The organism is Microbacterium sp. zg-Y818 (assembly GCF_030246905.1).
In the GTDB taxonomy this organism is placed as follows: Bacteria; Actinomycetota; Actinomycetes; order Actinomycetales; family Microbacteriaceae; genus Microbacterium.
Genome location: NZ_CP126741.1, coordinates 1,421,081 through 1,436,763 on the forward strand (window position 1 = coordinate 1,421,081; position 15,683 = coordinate 1,436,763).

General features: G+C 71.9%; 13 protein-coding genes. 7 read left to right on the plus strand and 6 right to left on the minus strand.

Annotated features, from left to right (window positions below):
• Positions 1–27 precede the first annotated feature (27 nt).
• Positions 28–771, plus strand: coding sequence for an alpha/beta fold hydrolase (locus tag QNO21_RS06525; RefSeq protein ID WP_257518965.1), 744 nt, complete (start codon positions 28–30; stop codon positions 769–771).
• A 116-nt stretch (positions 772–887) separates the two neighbouring features.
• On the plus strand, positions 888–1,148 hold the full coding sequence (rpsT, locus tag QNO21_RS06530) for a 30S ribosomal protein S20 (protein ID WP_257509709.1): 261 nt from the start codon (positions 888–890) through the stop codon (positions 1,146–1,148).
• Between the two features lie 364 nt (positions 1,149–1,512).
• Here rpsT and holA read toward each other — a convergent pair whose 3' ends face one another.
• The 3 genes from holA to QNO21_RS06545 are packed head-to-tail and all read right to left on the minus strand — an operon-like array spanning position 1,513 to position 5,552.
• Positions 1,513–2,565 (minus strand): DNA polymerase III subunit delta, encoded by a 1,053-nt coding sequence (gene holA, locus QNO21_RS06535; protein ID WP_257518966.1) that lies wholly within the window; start codon positions 2,563–2,565, stop codon positions 1,513–1,515.
• 9 nt (positions 2,566–2,574) lie between these two features.
• Positions 2,575–4,941, minus strand: coding sequence for a ComEC/Rec2 family competence protein (locus tag QNO21_RS06540; protein ID WP_257518967.1), 2,367 nt, complete (start codon positions 4,939–4,941; stop codon positions 2,575–2,577).
• Positions 4,938–5,552, minus strand: a complete 615-nt coding sequence (locus tag QNO21_RS06545) for a ComEA family DNA-binding protein (RefSeq protein ID WP_257518968.1) — start codon at positions 5,550–5,552, stop codon at positions 4,938–4,940. The genes QNO21_RS06540 and QNO21_RS06545 overlap by 4 nt, the downstream gene beginning before the upstream one ends.
• Before the next feature lie 213 nt (positions 5,553–5,765).
• Here QNO21_RS06545 and QNO21_RS06550 point away from each other — a divergent pair, with 213 nt between their 5' ends.
• Entirely contained in the window at positions 5,766–6,473 is a 708-nt protein-coding gene (locus QNO21_RS06550) for a gamma-glutamyl-gamma-aminobutyrate hydrolase family protein (protein WP_257518969.1), read from the plus strand.
• Between the two features lie 18 nt (positions 6,474–6,491).
• Here QNO21_RS06550 and leuS read toward each other — a convergent pair whose 3' ends face one another.
• Both leuS and QNO21_RS06560 read right to left on the minus strand, forming a co-directional pair.
• On the minus strand, positions 6,492–9,068 hold the full coding sequence (gene leuS, locus QNO21_RS06555) for a leucine--tRNA ligase (RefSeq protein WP_257518970.1): 2,577 nt from the start codon (positions 9,066–9,068) through the stop codon (positions 6,492–6,494).
• Positions 9,069–9,135: 67 nt separating this feature from the next.
• Entirely contained in the window at positions 9,136–10,461 is a 1,326-nt protein-coding gene (locus QNO21_RS06560; RefSeq protein WP_257518971.1) for an anthranilate synthase component I family protein, read from the minus strand.
• 42 nt (positions 10,462–10,503) lie between these two features.
• Between QNO21_RS06560 and QNO21_RS06565 the strand changes: the two genes are divergently transcribed.
• The 4 genes from QNO21_RS06565 to QNO21_RS06580 all read left to right on the plus strand — a co-directional run bounded on the left by QNO21_RS06565 (position 10,504) and on the right by QNO21_RS06580 (position 14,376).
• Complete coding sequence (locus tag QNO21_RS06565; RefSeq protein ID WP_257518972.1) at positions 10,504–11,187, plus strand: DedA family protein; 684 nt, start codon at positions 10,504–10,506, stop codon at positions 11,185–11,187.
• Positions 11,188–11,192: 5 nt separating this feature from the next.
• Positions 11,193–12,242, plus strand: a complete 1,050-nt coding sequence (locus QNO21_RS06570) for an App1 family protein phosphatidate phosphatase (RefSeq protein ID WP_257514179.1) — start codon at positions 11,193–11,195, stop codon at positions 12,240–12,242.
• Between the two features lie 56 nt (positions 12,243–12,298).
• A complete protein-coding gene (locus tag QNO21_RS06575) occupies positions 12,299–13,015 on the plus strand; it encodes an SOS response-associated peptidase (RefSeq protein WP_257518973.1) in 717 nt (238 codons plus the stop codon).
• Between the two features lie 470 nt (positions 13,016–13,485).
• Entirely contained in the window at positions 13,486–14,376 is an 891-nt protein-coding gene (locus tag QNO21_RS06580) for a 3-methyladenine DNA glycosylase (RefSeq protein ID WP_257518974.1), read from the plus strand.
• Here QNO21_RS06580 and QNO21_RS06585 read toward each other — a convergent pair.
• Entirely contained in the window at positions 14,361–15,554 is a 1,194-nt protein-coding gene (locus QNO21_RS06585; protein WP_257518975.1) for a glycoside hydrolase family 3 N-terminal domain-containing protein, read from the minus strand. The two genes, QNO21_RS06580 and QNO21_RS06585, sit on opposite strands and share 16 nt — an antisense overlap.
• Positions 15,555–15,683: the final 129 nt, after the last annotated feature.

Sequence of the window (15,683 nt, forward strand, 5' to 3'; positions counted from 1 at the left end):
CGGGCGCCCGGCTCGTAGGGTGGACCCATGACGGTGCAGGTGGTGCTGGTCCACGGGATCCGCACGTCGGCGACGATGTGGCGAGCCCAGGTGGAGCACCTGGCTGCCCGTGGCATCCCCGTCCAAGCGCTGGATCTGCCGGGACACGGCACGCGCATGGCCGAGACGTTCACGTTAGAGGGTGCGTTCGCGACGATCGACGAGGCGGTGCGGGATGCCGCGACCCGCGGTCCCGTGCTGCTGGTGGGTCACTCGATGGGCGGGCTGATCTGCACCGAGTACGTCGGTCGCGAGGACCGGCCGCCGGTCGCCGGCTTCATCGGCGCCTCGTGCACCTCGGTGCCGCGTGGCGTGGGGTTGACCGCGTACCGGCTGATCGCGCGCGGATTCGACGCGCTGCCGAGTCACGGCATCTGGTTCACAAAGCGGATGCTGGCACGCACGCTGCCGCCCGAAACGCGGGAGGACTTCGGGGCGGGCGGATACGCGTTCACCGCCCAGGACGTTGCGCTCCGGAGCCTGTCGGTCCTGGACCTGCTGGCGGCCCTGCGACGGATCGACGTGCCCACGTGGTTCGTCAACGGCCAGTACGACCAGCTGCGGGTGAACGAACGGCTGTTCTGCCGGCTCGTGCCGCAGGCGGAACTCATCGTCGTGCCCCGGACCACCCACCTGGTGACCGCCATGCGTCCCGCGGTGTTCAACGCCGTGCTCGACCTCGCCGTCGCGACGCTCGAGCACGAGGTGGCGCCGTCGGGTCGAGTCGTCTGAGCCTGCTAGACTCTGTAGTCGGCTTGCGTGTGGGTTTCCTCCTCACACGACTGCCGGGGGCACCCCTCTACTGCCGCTCGGCATTTCCTATCACTCCGAACGAAAGATACGTCGACGTGGCGAACATCAAGTCGCAGATCAAGCGCAACAAGACCAACGAGAAGGCCCGCGAGCGCAACAAGGCCGTCAAGAGCGAGCTTCGCACCGAGGTGCGTCGCACCCGCGAGGCCATCGCCGCCGGCGACAAGGCCGCGGCCGAGAAGGCCCTCATCAAGGCGGCCAAGAAGCTCGACAAGGCCGTCAGCAAGGGCGTCATCCACGAGAACCAGGCGGCGAACCGCAAGTCGGCCATCGCCAAGCAGGTTGCCGCGCTCTGACACGCAGCTGAACGTCAAGGCCCGTCCCCGCGTGGGGCGGGCCTTCGTCGTTGGTCGGAACTCCTCAAGACGGCGCGGGTCCGAGGCTGTTCGGGCGGTCTGGGGCCCGTCCGTGCTCGTCCTTGAGGAGTTGCGGGCGGGGGCGCGCGCGGTGGGGGCGCTCGCGGCCGTCGCACGGCCCGCGCCCACGGGCTCACCACAGCCGCCACGGGGGATCGCCGCCGCCGTCGCGAGCGAGACACGCGGGACCCGAACGCCGACGCACCCGCTCAGGTGGCAGATGTTGCGGCATCCATGGGCCGTCGCTGACCACCTCTGCCACACGAAGCGGCGGTGCCCGGCTCCAGGTGTCGGGATGCCGCGGTCAGCCGCCGAACGGCTGCCGGGTGGCGATGACGGTGACGAGGCGCTCCAGCGCGAACACGGGGTCGCGGGAGCCGCCCTTGACCTCGGCATCGGCCCGCGCCGCGGCCTGGATCGCCATGCCGAGCGACGACTCGTTCCAGCCCATCAGGTCCCGGCGCGCGCGATCGACCTGCCAGTCCTTCAGCCCCAGGCGGCCCGCGAGCGCGCCGGAGGGCTCGCGGTGTCCGGCGACCTTGGCCATCGTGCGCAGCTTCATCGCGATGGCGGCGACCATCGGCACCGGGTCTGAGCCGGATGCCAGCGCCTGGCGCAGCGCCAGCAGCGCCTCACCGTAACGGCCGGCGATGGCGGTGTCGGCCACGGTGAAGGCCGACGTCTCGACTCGGCCGCCGTAGTAGCGGGTGACGATGGCTTCGGTGACGTCGTCGGGGACGTCGACGATGAGCTGCTGGCATGCGGCGGCGAGTTCGGTCAGGTCGTCGGCGAACGCCGAGACCAGGGCGCGTAGGGCGGCCGGGGCGATGCGCTTGCCGGCGGCGGAGAACTCCCCCGCGGCGAAGTCGTATCGGTCGCTGTCGCGCTTGACCGCGGGGCAGGCGATCTCGACGCCGCCGCCGGTGCCGGCGCGGATCGCATCGAGCAGCTTCTTGCCGCGCACGCTCGACGAGGTGTGGCGCAGCACCACCGTGGCGCCGTCCTGTGGGTGGTCGAGGTACGAGATCGCCTCGGCGAGGAACGTGTCGGAGCACTTCTCCACGCCCGACACACGCACCAGTCTCGGCTCGCCGAAGAGCGACGGCGACGTGACCCCCAGCAGCGTGCCGGCGGCGTAGTCGTCGGCACGGATGTCGGTGACTTCGAGGCTCGGATCTTCGGCCCGCAGGTAGTCGCGCAGCCCGGCGATGGCGCGCTCAGCGCACACCTCTTCAGGACCGGAGACGAGAACGATGGGGGCGGGCTGCGGCTTGCGCCACGACAGCTGCGGGATCTTGCTCGCCGCGGCCTTGCCTGCGGGCTTGCGCGCAGCGGGTCTGCGCGCGGGAGATGCCATGTCTCCAGCCTATCCCGGGGTGCCGACGTCGACGCCCAGCGGAGCGCGCTCGCGCCACACGGTCAAGCCATCCGCGCCGGCGGAGGAGATCACCAGGATGCCGTCGCGATCCGTGCGCGCGATGGTCGCTCCCACCTCCACGAGCAGGTCGAGGATTTCGCCGCGCGGATGACCGTAGTCGTTGTCGACGCCGACGGTGACCAGCGCCACCGCGGGCTGCAGCATGCGGTACAGCCGCTGGGCCTGGTCGGCACTGCCATGGTGGGCGACTTTGATGACGGCATAGCCCGCGGCGAGCCGCCCCGACGCGGCCAGGGCCTCTTGCGGCGAGGCAGACAGATCGCCCAGGAAGAGTGCCGCGGGCACCCCGCCGCCCGAGACATCGACGACGACCGAGGCGTCGTTTCCGGCGGGGAACGCCGCCGACCCGGCGTTCGGCCACAGCACGCGCCAGCGCGCCTGCCCGAGTACCCCCGAGACGCCCGCGGTGCCTTCGGCCCGGCGCGCCCCGCCCGCCTCGAGCTGTCGGAGGGCGGTGTGCGCCGCCGCATCCGCGGGCGGTCCATGCACCACGAGGTCGACGCGGCCGGCCACCGCTTCCAAGCCGCCCACGTGATCGGCATCGAAATGCGTCAGCACGAGCAGGGCGATGCGACGGATGCCGAAACGACGCAGACACTCTTCCAGCGCCGCCGGGTCTGGCCCGGTGTCGATGAGGGCGACCGCCCCTCCCGAGCGCACCAGCACCGCATCCCCCTGGCCGACATCGCACGCGGCGATCGACCACCCGGTGGGCACCGTCGCCGGGGCGATCGCCGTCGACAGCAGGGCGGCCCCTGCGCCTGCCCCGGCGAGCATCGCCAGCAGCACGGCGCTGGCGGCGCGCGCCCGCCGCCAGGCGCGCGTCGGCGCGCCGGCTGCGCAAACGACTGCCACCGCCGCGCCCACCGCGGCGAGGGCGACGACTCCCCGCACGCCTTCGGGCCACGGCACGGTCGCGCCCGGCAGGCCCGCCGCGGTGAGGGCGGTACCCGCGATCCAGGCGGCGGGGGGCCAAGCCGCTGCCGTCAGCCCGGCCTGCAGCACGGGGATCGGCGCGGCCAGACATGCGGCGAGGCCCACGACGGTCGCGACAGGCGCGGCGGGGGCCGCGAGCAGGTTCGCCGCGACGGCGTACAGCGCGACGGACGGCTCCACGATGATGAGCAGCGGCCCGCAGGCGAGCTGTGCGGCCAGCGGTACGGCCAGGGTCAGCGCGAGGGGGCGTGGCATCCATCTGCCGATGCCGTCGGCCAGTGGACCGGAGAGCAGCAGAAGTGACCCGGTTGCCGCCACCGACAGCGTGAAGCCGATCTCAGCGGCGATCCAGGGGTCGGCGACCAGTAGCGCGACCACCGCGAGGCACAGCACCGAAAGACCGGCGCCGACCCGCCCGAGCAGCACGCCCAGCATCGCGATCGAGGCCATCGCCGCCGCGCGCACGACGCTGGGCTCGGGTGTCACGAGAACGACGAATCCGGCGAGGACCGCCAGCCCGCAGGCGACCCTGACGCCGCGGCGGGCCCCGCAGAGCGCGGCGACGGCGAAGGCGATCCCGACCACCAGCGCGCAGTTCGCCCCCGAGACCGCGGTCAGGTGCGACAGCGAAGACGCCTTCATCGCGGCATCCAGATCATCCGAGACGGCTGATGTGTCCCCGACGGCGAGGCCGGGGACGAGCCCGCCACCCGGGTGCGGCAAGCCGTGGGTGGATGCCACGAGTCGCTCGCGCAGGTGTGCGGTCGCGGCGAAGGCGCCCACGGGCCCCGTCTGCACGGTGAGCCCACCGGTCGCGCGGACGACCAGCACGGCCCGCTCCCCCGGGTGCGATGCGAACGCCGTGCCGACCGCCTCGACGCGGGCGCCGGGGGCGAGGTCGCCGGGAGCGTCCACGTCTTCGGGCGCCACGCGCACCGTCACAGGCAGGGACGTCACGTGCACGGTGGGCCCGATCACGACCCGGTCGGCAACGGCGTCGAAACCCAGTCCCTGCGCGGACGGCTCCACCTTGCCGGTGACGACGGCCGTAACGCTCAGCGCGCGGCCGCCGTCCACATCGAGATGCTCCACGGACCGGCCGGGCTGCGCGAGGGCCAGGTGCGACAGCACCGCGCCGGCCGCGGCGCACGCGATCACCGCCGCAGCGAACCCGGTGCGGACGGAAGGCCGCCGAGTGCTGCACGTCAGCCCCAGTGCCGCGAGACACAGCACCCACGCGGTGATCGCCGCGACGGGGGTCGCCTCGACATGCACGGCGCCCACCAGCGCCGCCGCCCAGGCGCCGCCGACGGCGGGCACCAGCCGCAGGTCGCGTCGTCGCGCGCGGCGCAGGCTCACACCGTCACCAGATCCCGCAGCGACGCGAGCATCTTGTCGCCGATGCCGGGCACCGCCAGCAGATCGTCGACACTGGTGAACCGCCCGTTCTCGTCGCGCCAGTCGATGATGCGCTGGGCCAGTGCCGGCCCGATGCGCGGCAGGGTGTCGAGCGCCGCCAGATCCGCGGTGTTGAGGTTGACCTTGCCGCCGTCGGCGCCCGGTGGGCCGCCAGGAGCGGATCCCGGCGCGGTGGGGGCCTCGCCGATCAGGGGCACGCGAAGCTGTTCTCCATCGCCGATGACCCGCGCGAGGTTGATCGCGCCCTGGTCCGCGCCCTCGGTGAGCCCGCCGGCGGCCGCCACCGCATCGACCACGCGTGCACCCTCGGCCAGTCGGTACAGCCCCGGAGACGCCACCGCGCCGAACACGTGCACGTACACCTCCGCGGCCGGCACGGTTGCGCCGGGCGTGGCCTGGGTCTCTGCGATCGTGACGGACTCGACCGGTACCGACGACGTGCGCACGATGCCGATGGCGACGGTCACCGCCAGCGCCGCGATCACGACGACCGTCACTGCGCCGACGCCGAGGCGCCGACGGGCGGGCGGTGCGGAAGGATCGCCGGTCACTCCGTCACGTTAGGTGTGGCGACCCCTGCCGCATCCGCCGCACGGCTGCATCCGTGGAGGCGGTGGCTGTGGCGGCGGCGGTGGAGGAGACGGCGGTGGGTGTCAGCGCGGCGGCGCCTTGCCGCCCGGTCGCGACACACGTGCGAAACGCGGGCGTCACCCCGGCGTCGTGATCCTCTGGGATCCTGCCTGTACCCACAACCGGAGGCCACGATGCACCAGCGCCCCGCAGCCATGTTGCTGCACGTCCGCGACGAGAGGCCCCACGCTCCCGACTCCCAGCGGCAGCTGAACGTGCTCAACGACGCCACCGTGCGAGCGGTGAACGCGCTCGGCTGGACAGCCGAGCTGGTCGCCGCAGCCGAGGTGGATGAGCAGTCGGTTCTCGAGCGAGCACAGCGGGTGGACGTCGTCGTCGTGCTCGGGGGTGAGGACGTGGACCCCGCGTTCTACGGCGGGGCGCGGGACTATCCGGGATCCGGCCTGCACGAGCCCGTGGCGGACCGCGTCACCATCGCCGTGATCCGGGATGCCGTCGAGCGCAGCACGCCGCTCCTCGGCATCTGCCGCGGGCTGCAGCTGATCAACGTGGCTCTGGGCGGCACGCTCGTGCCCGACATGCACGGGCACCGCTCCGCGGAGGGCGACCCCTTCGTCGCCACCCCGGTGATCGCGCAGGGTGAGAGCGCCGTAGGGGCCCTCGCGGAGACCGGACCGGTGCTGTGCACCCACCACCAGGCGATCGACGAGCTCGCGCCGGGACTGCGCGTGCTGGTGCGTGCCGTCGACGGCGTCGTCGAGGCCGTCGCTCACGAATCGGCGCCGGCAGTGGGCGTGCAGTGGCATCCCGAGCACCCCGACACCGCGTCGACGCAGGTCGCTGCGCTGCTGCGTCATGTGACGGGTCGGGGCGCCCTGTGAAGCTGAGCGCGCTGCGGGTCAGCGGGTGCTGAAGCTGACCACCTTCGGTGGCCGCACCACCGCGCGCGTGATCTCGCGGCCGGCGAGAGAACGCACAATGCGCTCGTCACCGCGCGCGAGCGCCTCGAGCTCGGCGGCCTCGATGCGGGCGGGGACCTCGAGGGTCGCCCGCACCTTGCCGTCGATCTGGACCGCCACCTTGACGGTGTCCTCGACGAGAAGGGTCGGGTCGGCCTGCCGCCACGGTGCGAGCCCGATCGACGGCTGGTAGCCGAGGATCTCCCACATCTCCTCCGCGGTGTGCGGCGCGAACAGGTCGAGCACCAGCGCAGTCACCTCGGCCGCCTCGCGCACGGCGGGGTCGGCCGCGCCCGCTCCGCTGTCGATGACCTTGCGGGTGGCGTTGACGAGCTCCATGAGTCGAGCGACGACGACGTTGAACTTCGTCTGCTCGACCAGCCCCGGCGCATCGGCCAGCAGCCGGTGCGTGATGCGGCGGAGCGCCGTGTCGCCATCGGCCCAGACCACGTCGGGACGGCTGGTGACGTCGCCCGCCACGCGCAGTGCACGCGCCAGGAACTTCGCCGCGCCCACCGTGGAGACGTCGGCCCAGTCCTTGTCGTCCTCAACGGGACCCGCGAAAGCGAGACCCACGCGCAGGGCGTCGGCGCCGTGCGCCTCGAGTTCCTCCTGGAAGAGCACCAGGTTTCCCTTGCTCTTGGACATCTTCGCGCCGTCGAGAATCACCATGCCCTGGTTGATCAGGCTCGAGAACGGCTCGGTGAACTCGACATGGCCCATGTCGTACAGCGCCTTGGTGATGAAGCGCGCGTACAGCAGGTGCAGGATGGCGTGCTCGACGCCGCCGATGTAGAAGTCGACGGGACCCCAGCGGTCCGCCTCGCGCTGCGAGAACGCCTGCGTGCTGTCGCCGGGCGAGAGGAAGCGCAGGAAGTACCACGAGCTGTCGACGAAGGTGTCCATCGTGTCGGCGTCGCGCCGGGCGGGCTCGCCCGTCTCGGGGTCGACGGTGGTCACCCAGTCGGTCGCCGCACCCAGCGGCGAGGATCCCTTGGGCGTGAGGTCCAGTCCTTCGCGCGACGGCAGCTCGACGGGCAGCTGGTCGTCGGGCACCGGCACGATGCGACCGTCCGCGGTGTGGATCATCGGGATCGGCGTGCCCCAGAACCGCTGGCGGGAGATCAGCCAATCGCGCAGGCGATACGTCTTCGACGCGCGGCCGGTGCCGGATGCCTCGAGCAGCTCGATCGCGCGCGCGATCGCGTTGCGCTTGCTCAGACCGTCGAGCGGCCCGGAGTTGATCATGCGCCCTTCGCCGGTGAGCGCGATGCCGGTCTTGGCGGGGTCGGTGTCGTCGGCATCCGTGCCCGGATCGATCGGCACACCCTCATCGTCCAGCTCGATCACCGGAATCGCGCCGGTGACCGGTGCGCTGGTGTCGACGACCACCCGCACGGGCAGGTCGAACGCGCGGGCGAAGTCCAGGTCGCGCTGGTCGTGCGCCGGCACCGCCATGACGGCGCCGTGGCCGTAGTCGGCCAGTACGTAGTCGGCGGCCCAGATGGGCAGTCGCTCGCCGTTGATCGGGTTGATCGCGTAGCGGTCGAGGAAGACGCCGGTCTTCGGGCGGTCGGTGGCCTGCCGATCGATGTCGGTCGCCTTCTGCACGCCCTCGAGGTAGTCCTGGAATCGCATGCGCACCTCGGCCGACGCGCCGGCCGCGAGCTCGGCGGCGAGGTCGGAGTCAGGTGCCACGACGAAGAAGGTCGCGCCGTGCAGCGTGTCGGGGCGGGTGGAGAAGACGGTGACCTTCTCGGCGCGGCCTTCGATCTCGAAGTCGATGTCGGCACCGACGGAGCGGCCGATCCAGTTGCGCTGCATCTGCAGCACCTTGTGCGGCCAGAACCCTTCGAGCTGGTTCAGGTCGTCGAGCAGCCGGTCGGCGTAGTCGGTGATGCGGAAGTACCACTGGGTGAGCTTCTTCTTGACGACCTCGGTGCCGCAGCGCTCGCACCGGCCGTCGACGACCTGCTCGTTGGCCAGCACCGTCTGGTCCTTCGGGCACCAGTTGACGGGGCTGTCCTTGCGGTACGCCAGGCCCCGCTCGTACAGCTGCTGGAAGAGCCACTGGTTCCAGCGGTAGTACTCCGGGTCGCTGGTGTGCAGCACGCGGCTCCAGTCGAACGAGACGCCGTAGCGCTTCAGGCTCTCGCGCTGCTGGGCGATGTTCGCGTAGGTCCACTCGCGCGGGTCGGCACCGCGCTGGATGGCGGCGTTCTCGGCGGGCAGGCCGAAGGAGTCCCACCCGATGGGGTTGAGCACGTTGTACCCGCGGTGACGCCAGAAGCGCGCGACGATGTCGGAGTAGAGGTAGTTCTCGGCGTGCCCCATGTGCAGGTCGCCCGAGGGGTACGGGAACATCGCCAGCACGTACTTGCGGGGGCGGGTGTCGTCGTCGCCGCCGGCGCGGAAAGGGTCGTCCTGCTCCCAGCGGCGCTGCCACTTCTCCTGGATGGCGTGCACGTCGAACGCGCCGGCGTCGCCGGCGGTGTCGGGAGGAAGGGTCTGAGACACGTGGAAAGAGCCAATCGTGGGGGTCGGGTCGGCGCGGTGCGCGTCTATCCAGATTACCGGACCGCGCTCATCCCCATCCGGCCGGTAGCCGGGCGCCCAGTGCGGCGAGCGGTGCCGTGGCCTTCAGCGCCACTTCCGCCACCTCGGCGGCGGCATCCGAGCCCCACGTGATGCCCCCGCCGGCCCCCACGTACGCGCCACCCGGGTGCACGACGACCGAGCGGATCACCATGGCGAGATCCAGTGCGCCGTCCGAGCCCACCCACCCGAAGCAGCCCGCGAACACGCCCCGCGGGGCGGCCTCGAGTCCGTGCAGGATCGACATCGCCGACAGCTTCGGCGCCCCGGTCATGCTGCCGGCGGGAAAGGCCGCATCGAGCAGATCGCCCACCGTCGCCTCGAGACGCAGCTGCCCGCGAACCGTGCTCACCAGCTGATGCACGGCGGGGTACGACTCCACCTCGAGCAGGGCTTCGACGACCACCGAGCCCGGCGCGCACACCCGCGACAGGTCATTGCGCATGAGGTCCACGATCATGACGTTCTCGGCGCGCTCCTTCGGGCTCGCCCGCAGCTCTGCGGCGAGGCGGGCGTCGTCGTCGGCATCGTGCCCACGCGGGCGGGTGCCCTTGATGGGGCGCGTGCGCACGACCCCGTCCGCGGCATCGAGGAAGCGCTCGGGACTCGCGGAGATCAGAGCGACGTCGTCACTGCGGATGAGCCCGCCGTGATGAGCCGACGATGACGCGCGCAGGCGCCGGTGCACGTCGAGCGGGTCGATGCCCCCCGGCGCCGCGACGTCGAACCGCGTCGTCAGACAGAGCTGATAGGCGTCGCCCTCACGGATCGCGTCGCGGCAGCGCTCGATCTGAGCCGCGTACGCCGAGGCGCTGACGCGGGCCTGGGCAGGAAGCGGTGTGAGTTCGGGCGCGAGGGGGGAAGGGACGGATGCCGCAGCCCACCCCGTTGCCTGCGCGGCGAAGGCATCCACCTCGTCCGCCGGCGCGACGGCCCACAGGCGTCGTCGGCCGTGGTCCACGGCGACGAAGCGGGACACCCGCAGCCAGAGCCGGTCGGGCGCGAGATCGTCGAAGTCGCATGGCGCACCTGCGCGGTCGGCGGCGCCGTCGTAGCCGAGCCAGCCCACCCAGCCGCCGTGGAACGGTCCCCACGGGACCGGGTCTTGGTCACTCGTGGGGGTGGCCCCGAGGCGGACCGCGTCGACGGCACCGGGATCGGTCTCTGGCTCCCCCGTTCCCAGCCAGCTCCACCCGGCGGCGGCGCCGGGGCCGGCATCCAGCCAGAAGGCGTGGCGCGCCCGCGAGGGCCCCGCCGCGAACAGTGCCGCAGGGTCTGCCCATTCGAGCGGACGGGCAGCGAGAGTACCGGGCATTTTTCCAGGCTAGGGGTCGGCTGACCGCTCTAGGCTCGGAGCGTGAACGAGTTCCTCACCTGGCTGCTCGACGCGGTCCAGAGTGTCGACCCCGTACTGCGGACGGTGCTGGCCGGTGTGGCCGTCATGCTCGAGACGAGTGTGCTGGTCGGTCTCGTCGTTCCCGGAGACACCGTCGTCATCGTCGCGGGGACCGCGGTGGCCTCGCCGCTGGAGGCCGTGGTGCTGGCCGTCGTGGTCGTCATCGGCGCTCTGATCGGCGAGAGCATCGGCTTCTGGCTCGGCCGGGTGCTGGGGCCTCGCATCCGCTACTCGAAGATCGGCGCCAAGCTGGGTGAGAAGAACTGGCAGCGGGCCGAGACCTACCTGCGTCGCCGCGGCGGTCCCGCCATCTTCCTTTCGCGGTTTCTTCCGGTCTTCCATTCCCTCGTGCCGTTGACGGTCGGTATGAGCGGCTTCGCCTACCGCCGTTTCCTGGCCTGGACCCTCCCCGCGTGCATGCTGTGGTCGGCGATGTACGTCGGTGTGGCGGTCGCGGCGGCAGGGACGTACCGCGAGCTGTCCGACACCATCCACTTCGCCGGCTACATCTTCGTCGGCATCATCCTGGCGTTCCTGCTGCTGGCCTATCTGGCCAAGCGGCTCATCGCGCGCCGCGAGAGGCGTCATCTGGAAGCCGACGACAGCACGGTGGCTCCGAGTGCTGCGGAGGGCATGGGAGACTGAGGGCGATGCCCGGCACCGACCCCGCACCCCCACGTCCCAAGATCCTCTGGATCGCCCGCCTCGAGTACCGTTTCCACTCCTGGCGAGAACGCCGCGCGCGCCGACGTGGGCAGCTGCCGACGGTGGCGGCGTTCCCCGGGTACGGCGGACCGGACTGGGTGCGCGTGCTGGGCCGCGTGCTGATGGTGCCGTCGGTGCCCGCGGATCCGCGCGGAGAGTATGCGAGCGTGCGCGGATGGCGCAGCTTCGCCTCGGTTCCCGTCGGCTTCGCGCAGGTGACGATCGAGATCGACGGCGTGCGGCATGAGGTCGTCGCCGACCGAGGCGGGGTCATCGACGCCACGCTGCCGGGCACGCTGCCGGCAGGGTGGCAGCCGATCACGATGTCGGTCGAAGGCGGGAAACCGGTCGAGACCCGCGTGTTCATCGTCGGGCCGGACGTCCGATTCGGCATCGTCTCCGACGTCGACGACACCGTCATGGTCACCGCGCTCCCCCGCCCCCTGGTGGCGGCCTGGAACTCGTTCGTCCTCGACGAGCACGCGCGACAGCCCGTTCCCGGCATGGCCGTGCTTCTCGAGCGCATCGCGCGGGAGAACCCGGGAGCGCCGGTCATCTACCTGTCGACGGGCGCCTGGAACGTCGCGCCGACGCTGATGCGCTTCTTCCGGCGCCATGTCTTTCCGCCCGGGGCCATGCTGCTCACCGACTGGGGGCCGACGCACGACCGCTGGTTCCGCAGTGGCCAGCAGCACAAAGCGGGCAACCTCACGCGGCTCGCGAAGGAGTTCCCGCACATCAAGTGGCTGCTGATCGGCGATGACGGCCAGCACGACGATCCCATCTACACCGCCTTCGCAGTGGAGCACCCCGACCACGTGACCGCAGTGGCGATCCGACGCCTGTCGACGGCCGAGGCGGTTCTCGCCGGTGGTCGCACCGTCGTCGATGACCACTCGGCGTCGACCGTGCCCTTCGTGACGGATTCCGACGGTGCCGGCTTGCTGGACAGGCTCGCCGACATCGGGGTCGTGAAGCCGGACCCGCCTGCCTGAGGCGGTTCCCGGGTCGGTTCGGGCCGGTGTCGCAGGCCCCGCGTACGCTGGCTGACATGTGTGGTCGTTTCGTCGTCGCCAACGTGGCATCCGAACTGGTCGGCGTTCTCCGCGTCGATGTCGAGGGTGACGTGCTCCCCCAGCCGTCGTACAACATCGCGCCCACGGCGCGGGCGGCGATCGTGCTCGACTCCGCCAAGACGGAGCCGGCGACCCGCCGCCTGGAGTCCGCTCGGTGGGGCCTGGTTCCCGGGTGGGCGAAAGACCCGAGCATCGGGTCCCGCGCGTTCAACGCGCGGGCCGAGGAGCTCGAGGACAAGCCGATGTTCCGCAACGCTTTGATCAAGCGCCGTGCCGTCGTGCCGGCATCCGGGTACTACGAGTGGAAGCAGACAGAGGGCGGCAAAGTGCCGCACTACATCCACCCCGCCGACGACCAGCCGATGTTCTTCGCCGGGCTGTACGAGTGGTGGAAGGACCCGCAGAAGGCGGACGATGACCCTGAGCGCTGGCTGCTGAGCTTCACGATCCTGACCCGGGACTCGATCGGGCGGCTCGGATCGATCCACGACCGCATGCCGCTGTTCATCGATGGCGACTTCGCCGACGCGTGGCTCGACACCGACACCGACGACCACAACGTGCGCGACCTGCTGGATGCCGCGATCGACGCGGCGCCCGCGCTGGCCGACACACTCGACGACTATCCGGTTTCGCCTGCCGTCGGCAACGTGCGCAACGACTCCCCGGAACTCATCGAGCCGGCGGCGTAGTCCGCGACTCTCGCGGGGTCGCCCGGGTTGGGCGGTGTGCCGGGGTGCGGCATCCACCGTCCGTGGGCGGGACTCGGTGCCGGGGCCTCGGTGCTTTGGTGCCTTGGTGCCTCGGTGCCTGGGCGCCGTGACGTGATGCCCCGTGGCCCCGGCGTCCGAGATGCGGAGATCTGCCGAGATGCGGACCGGATGCCGGTGGTGGTCCGCATCCGGGCAGATCTCCGCATCCGGGCACTGCGGATGCCGCTGGGCCTGGTAGGTGTCGCTGCCGTCGGGCGGTCCTGGCCTGCGGCATCCACCGTCCGTCTGCTGGCCCCGGCGTCCGAGATGCGGGGATCTGCCGAGATGCGGATGCGGATGCCGGGGTCGGTCCGCATCCGGGCGGATCTCCTCATTCGGGCACGGCGGCCGCCGCAGCACGCCCCGCACACCACGACGCCCCTCGCGGCCCTCCCACGTAGGCTCGAAGCATGACCGCGCTCGCATCTCGCACCGCCATGGTGCTGAGCCGCGCCGAGTGGCAGGAGCGTGAGGACGCGCACCACGCCCGCGCCGATGAACTCACCGCCGGGCGGCGCGAGCGCTCAGCCCGCGGTAAGACCCACCCCGTGGATGACTTCCTGTACACGTACTACTCCTACAAGCCCGCGTTGCTGCGCCGCTGGCATCCGGGGGTCGGCGTCGACCTCGCCGACGCCGCGGTCACCCCGCGCGCCGCGTGGCGCTGGTACGCGGCGGGAAGCGCCCCGGCAAGCCTTCGGGTCGACGCGGCGGGCTTGGAGGCCGCGAAGCCGCAGCTGCTCGACATCTGCGAGCGGATGCTGCGCCTCACGGCCGCGCGCCCGGGCCGATTCGGGTGCTTCGGGCTGCACGAGTGGGCGATGGTCTACCGGGCCCCGCAGCCGCGGCACACCGTTCCGCTGCGCCTCGGGCAGGAGGGGACGGATGCGGTCGTCGAGGCCCACGAGCTGCGGTGCACGCACATCGACGCGTTCCGCTTCTTCACCCCCGACGCCGGTCCGCGCAACCACTTCGTGCCGACGCGGGAAGACCAGCCGCTGCGGGAGCAGCCTGGCTGCCTGCACGCCGGCATGGACGTCTACAAGTGGGCGATGAAGCTCGGCCCGCTGGTGCCAGGAGAGCTGCTGCTGGACTCGTTCCAGCTCGCGCGCGACATCCGCGCCCTCGACATGGCGGCCTCGCCCTACGACCTCGAGGACTGGGGCGTCGAGCCGGTGCGCATCGAGACGGCCGACGGCAAGGCCGAGTACGTGCGGGGTCAGCGTGAGTTCGCCGACCGGGCGAACGCGCTGCGGCAGGCGATCCTCGCCGCGTGGCGTGGGCCTCAGCCGACCGGCTGACAGGAGTCGCAGGGCGTCAGGGCGCCGGTGTTCGACTGCAGGCGCAGCGCGGTCACCCGGGTCGCCGCCTCTTCCAGTCGCTCGGCGGGAAGGGCGCCGGTGTCGACTGCGGCGGCGATCCCGTCGACCAGGCGCGTCGCCGTGGTGGCATCCGACAGCATCACCGCCATCACCATGTCGTTGCCGGCGACGAGGGCGGCCACCGCGTTGGCCACGGGGTCGGCGTACGCAGGATCGCCGGTGTTCTGCAGCATGCCGAGGTCATCGGTGATGGCGACCCCGGTGAAGCCCAGATCCTCGCGCGCGATGCGGTGCCACTCGGCCGACATCGTGGCAGGTGCGGCATCGACTGACGTGTAGACGAGGTGCCCGAACATCAGCAGCTCGGCGCCCGCATCGATGCCGGCACGGAAGGGCACGGCATCCGTCTGGCCCCACGCCTCCTGGGAGAGGTCGGTGGTCGGCAGCATGTGGTGCGAGTCGCCGGGGGCCGCACCGTGGCCGGGGAAGTGCTTGAGCGTGCTCGCCACCGCGCCCGCCTCGCCGGCGACGGCGGCCGAGACGCGTCCGGCGGCGGCCTCAGGCGTCGTGCCCAGGGCGCGGCGGTGGATGAAGCTCGCGGGGTCGGGCGCGACGTCGGCGACGATGCCGAAGTTCACCGTCGCACCGGCGCGCTGCAGCAGGGCGCCGCGCGCGGCGAACGCCGAGGCCGTGTCGGGAGGGGGCGCGCTCTTGAGGGTGGTCGCCCCGGGCAGCGCGTCCCAGGGCAGCCGGGTGACGTCGTCGCCTTCTTCGTCGATGCCGATGACGGCGGGGAGCATCGGGTCCACGGTGAGTGCGCGGGTTACCTCGCGCAGCGCCGCCTCATCTGCCGGGATGTTGGACCCCATGAGGATGAACCCGCCCACGCCGGTCGCGGTCATGTAGTCGCGCAGCGCGCTCGGGTCGCTCGTGGGGATGTGTCCCATCACGACGGATGCCGCACGCTCGCGGGTCGACATCGCGGCGACCAGCTGGCGCGCGCGTGCCTCGACAGCAGCGCCGTCGGCCGCCGTCACGGTCGCCGACGCCGGTGGCGCGGATGCCTCGCCCGCCCTCGCGCCCGTCGCAGGCGTGAGGGCCGCGCCCAGTGCCACGACGGTCGCCAGGACGCTCAGCAGACGGCCGGATCGGTGCATCCCGACAGTGTAGGTCGGTCGTCCTGACCGGACCCCGTGCGTGGTCGGTGATGGGACGTGCGGTCCGCGCGTGCGGTGGCAAGAGCCCTCGTCGCGACCGCCGCCGGGTGAGCCCGCCGTACCGCGCGC

Coding starts and splice junctions, on each gene's coding strand:
- QNO21_RS06525 (WP_257518965.1), top strand. CDS start 28: ATGACGGTGCAGGTGGTGCTGGTCCACGGGATCCGCACGTCGGCGACG.
- holA (WP_257518966.1), bottom strand. CDS start 2,565: ATGGCATCTCCCGCGCGCAGACCCGCTGCGCGCAAGCCCGCAGGCAAG.
- QNO21_RS06550 (WP_257518969.1), top strand. CDS start 5,766: ATGCACCAGCGCCCCGCAGCCATGTTGCTGCACGTCCGCGACGAGAGG.
- QNO21_RS06560 (WP_257518971.1), bottom strand. CDS start 10,461: ATGCCCGGTACTCTCGCTGCCCGTCCGCTCGAATGGGCAGACCCTGCG.
- QNO21_RS06570 (WP_257514179.1), top strand. CDS start 11,193: ATGCCCGGCACCGACCCCGCACCCCCACGTCCCAAGATCCTCTGGATC.
- QNO21_RS06575 (WP_257518973.1), top strand. CDS start 12,299: ATGTGTGGTCGTTTCGTCGTCGCCAACGTGGCATCCGAACTGGTCGGC.
- QNO21_RS06580 (WP_257518974.1), top strand. CDS start 13,486: ATGACCGCGCTCGCATCTCGCACCGCCATGGTGCTGAGCCGCGCCGAG.
- QNO21_RS06585 (WP_257518975.1), bottom strand. CDS start 15,554: ATGCACCGATCCGGCCGTCTGCTGAGCGTCCTGGCGACCGTCGTGGCA.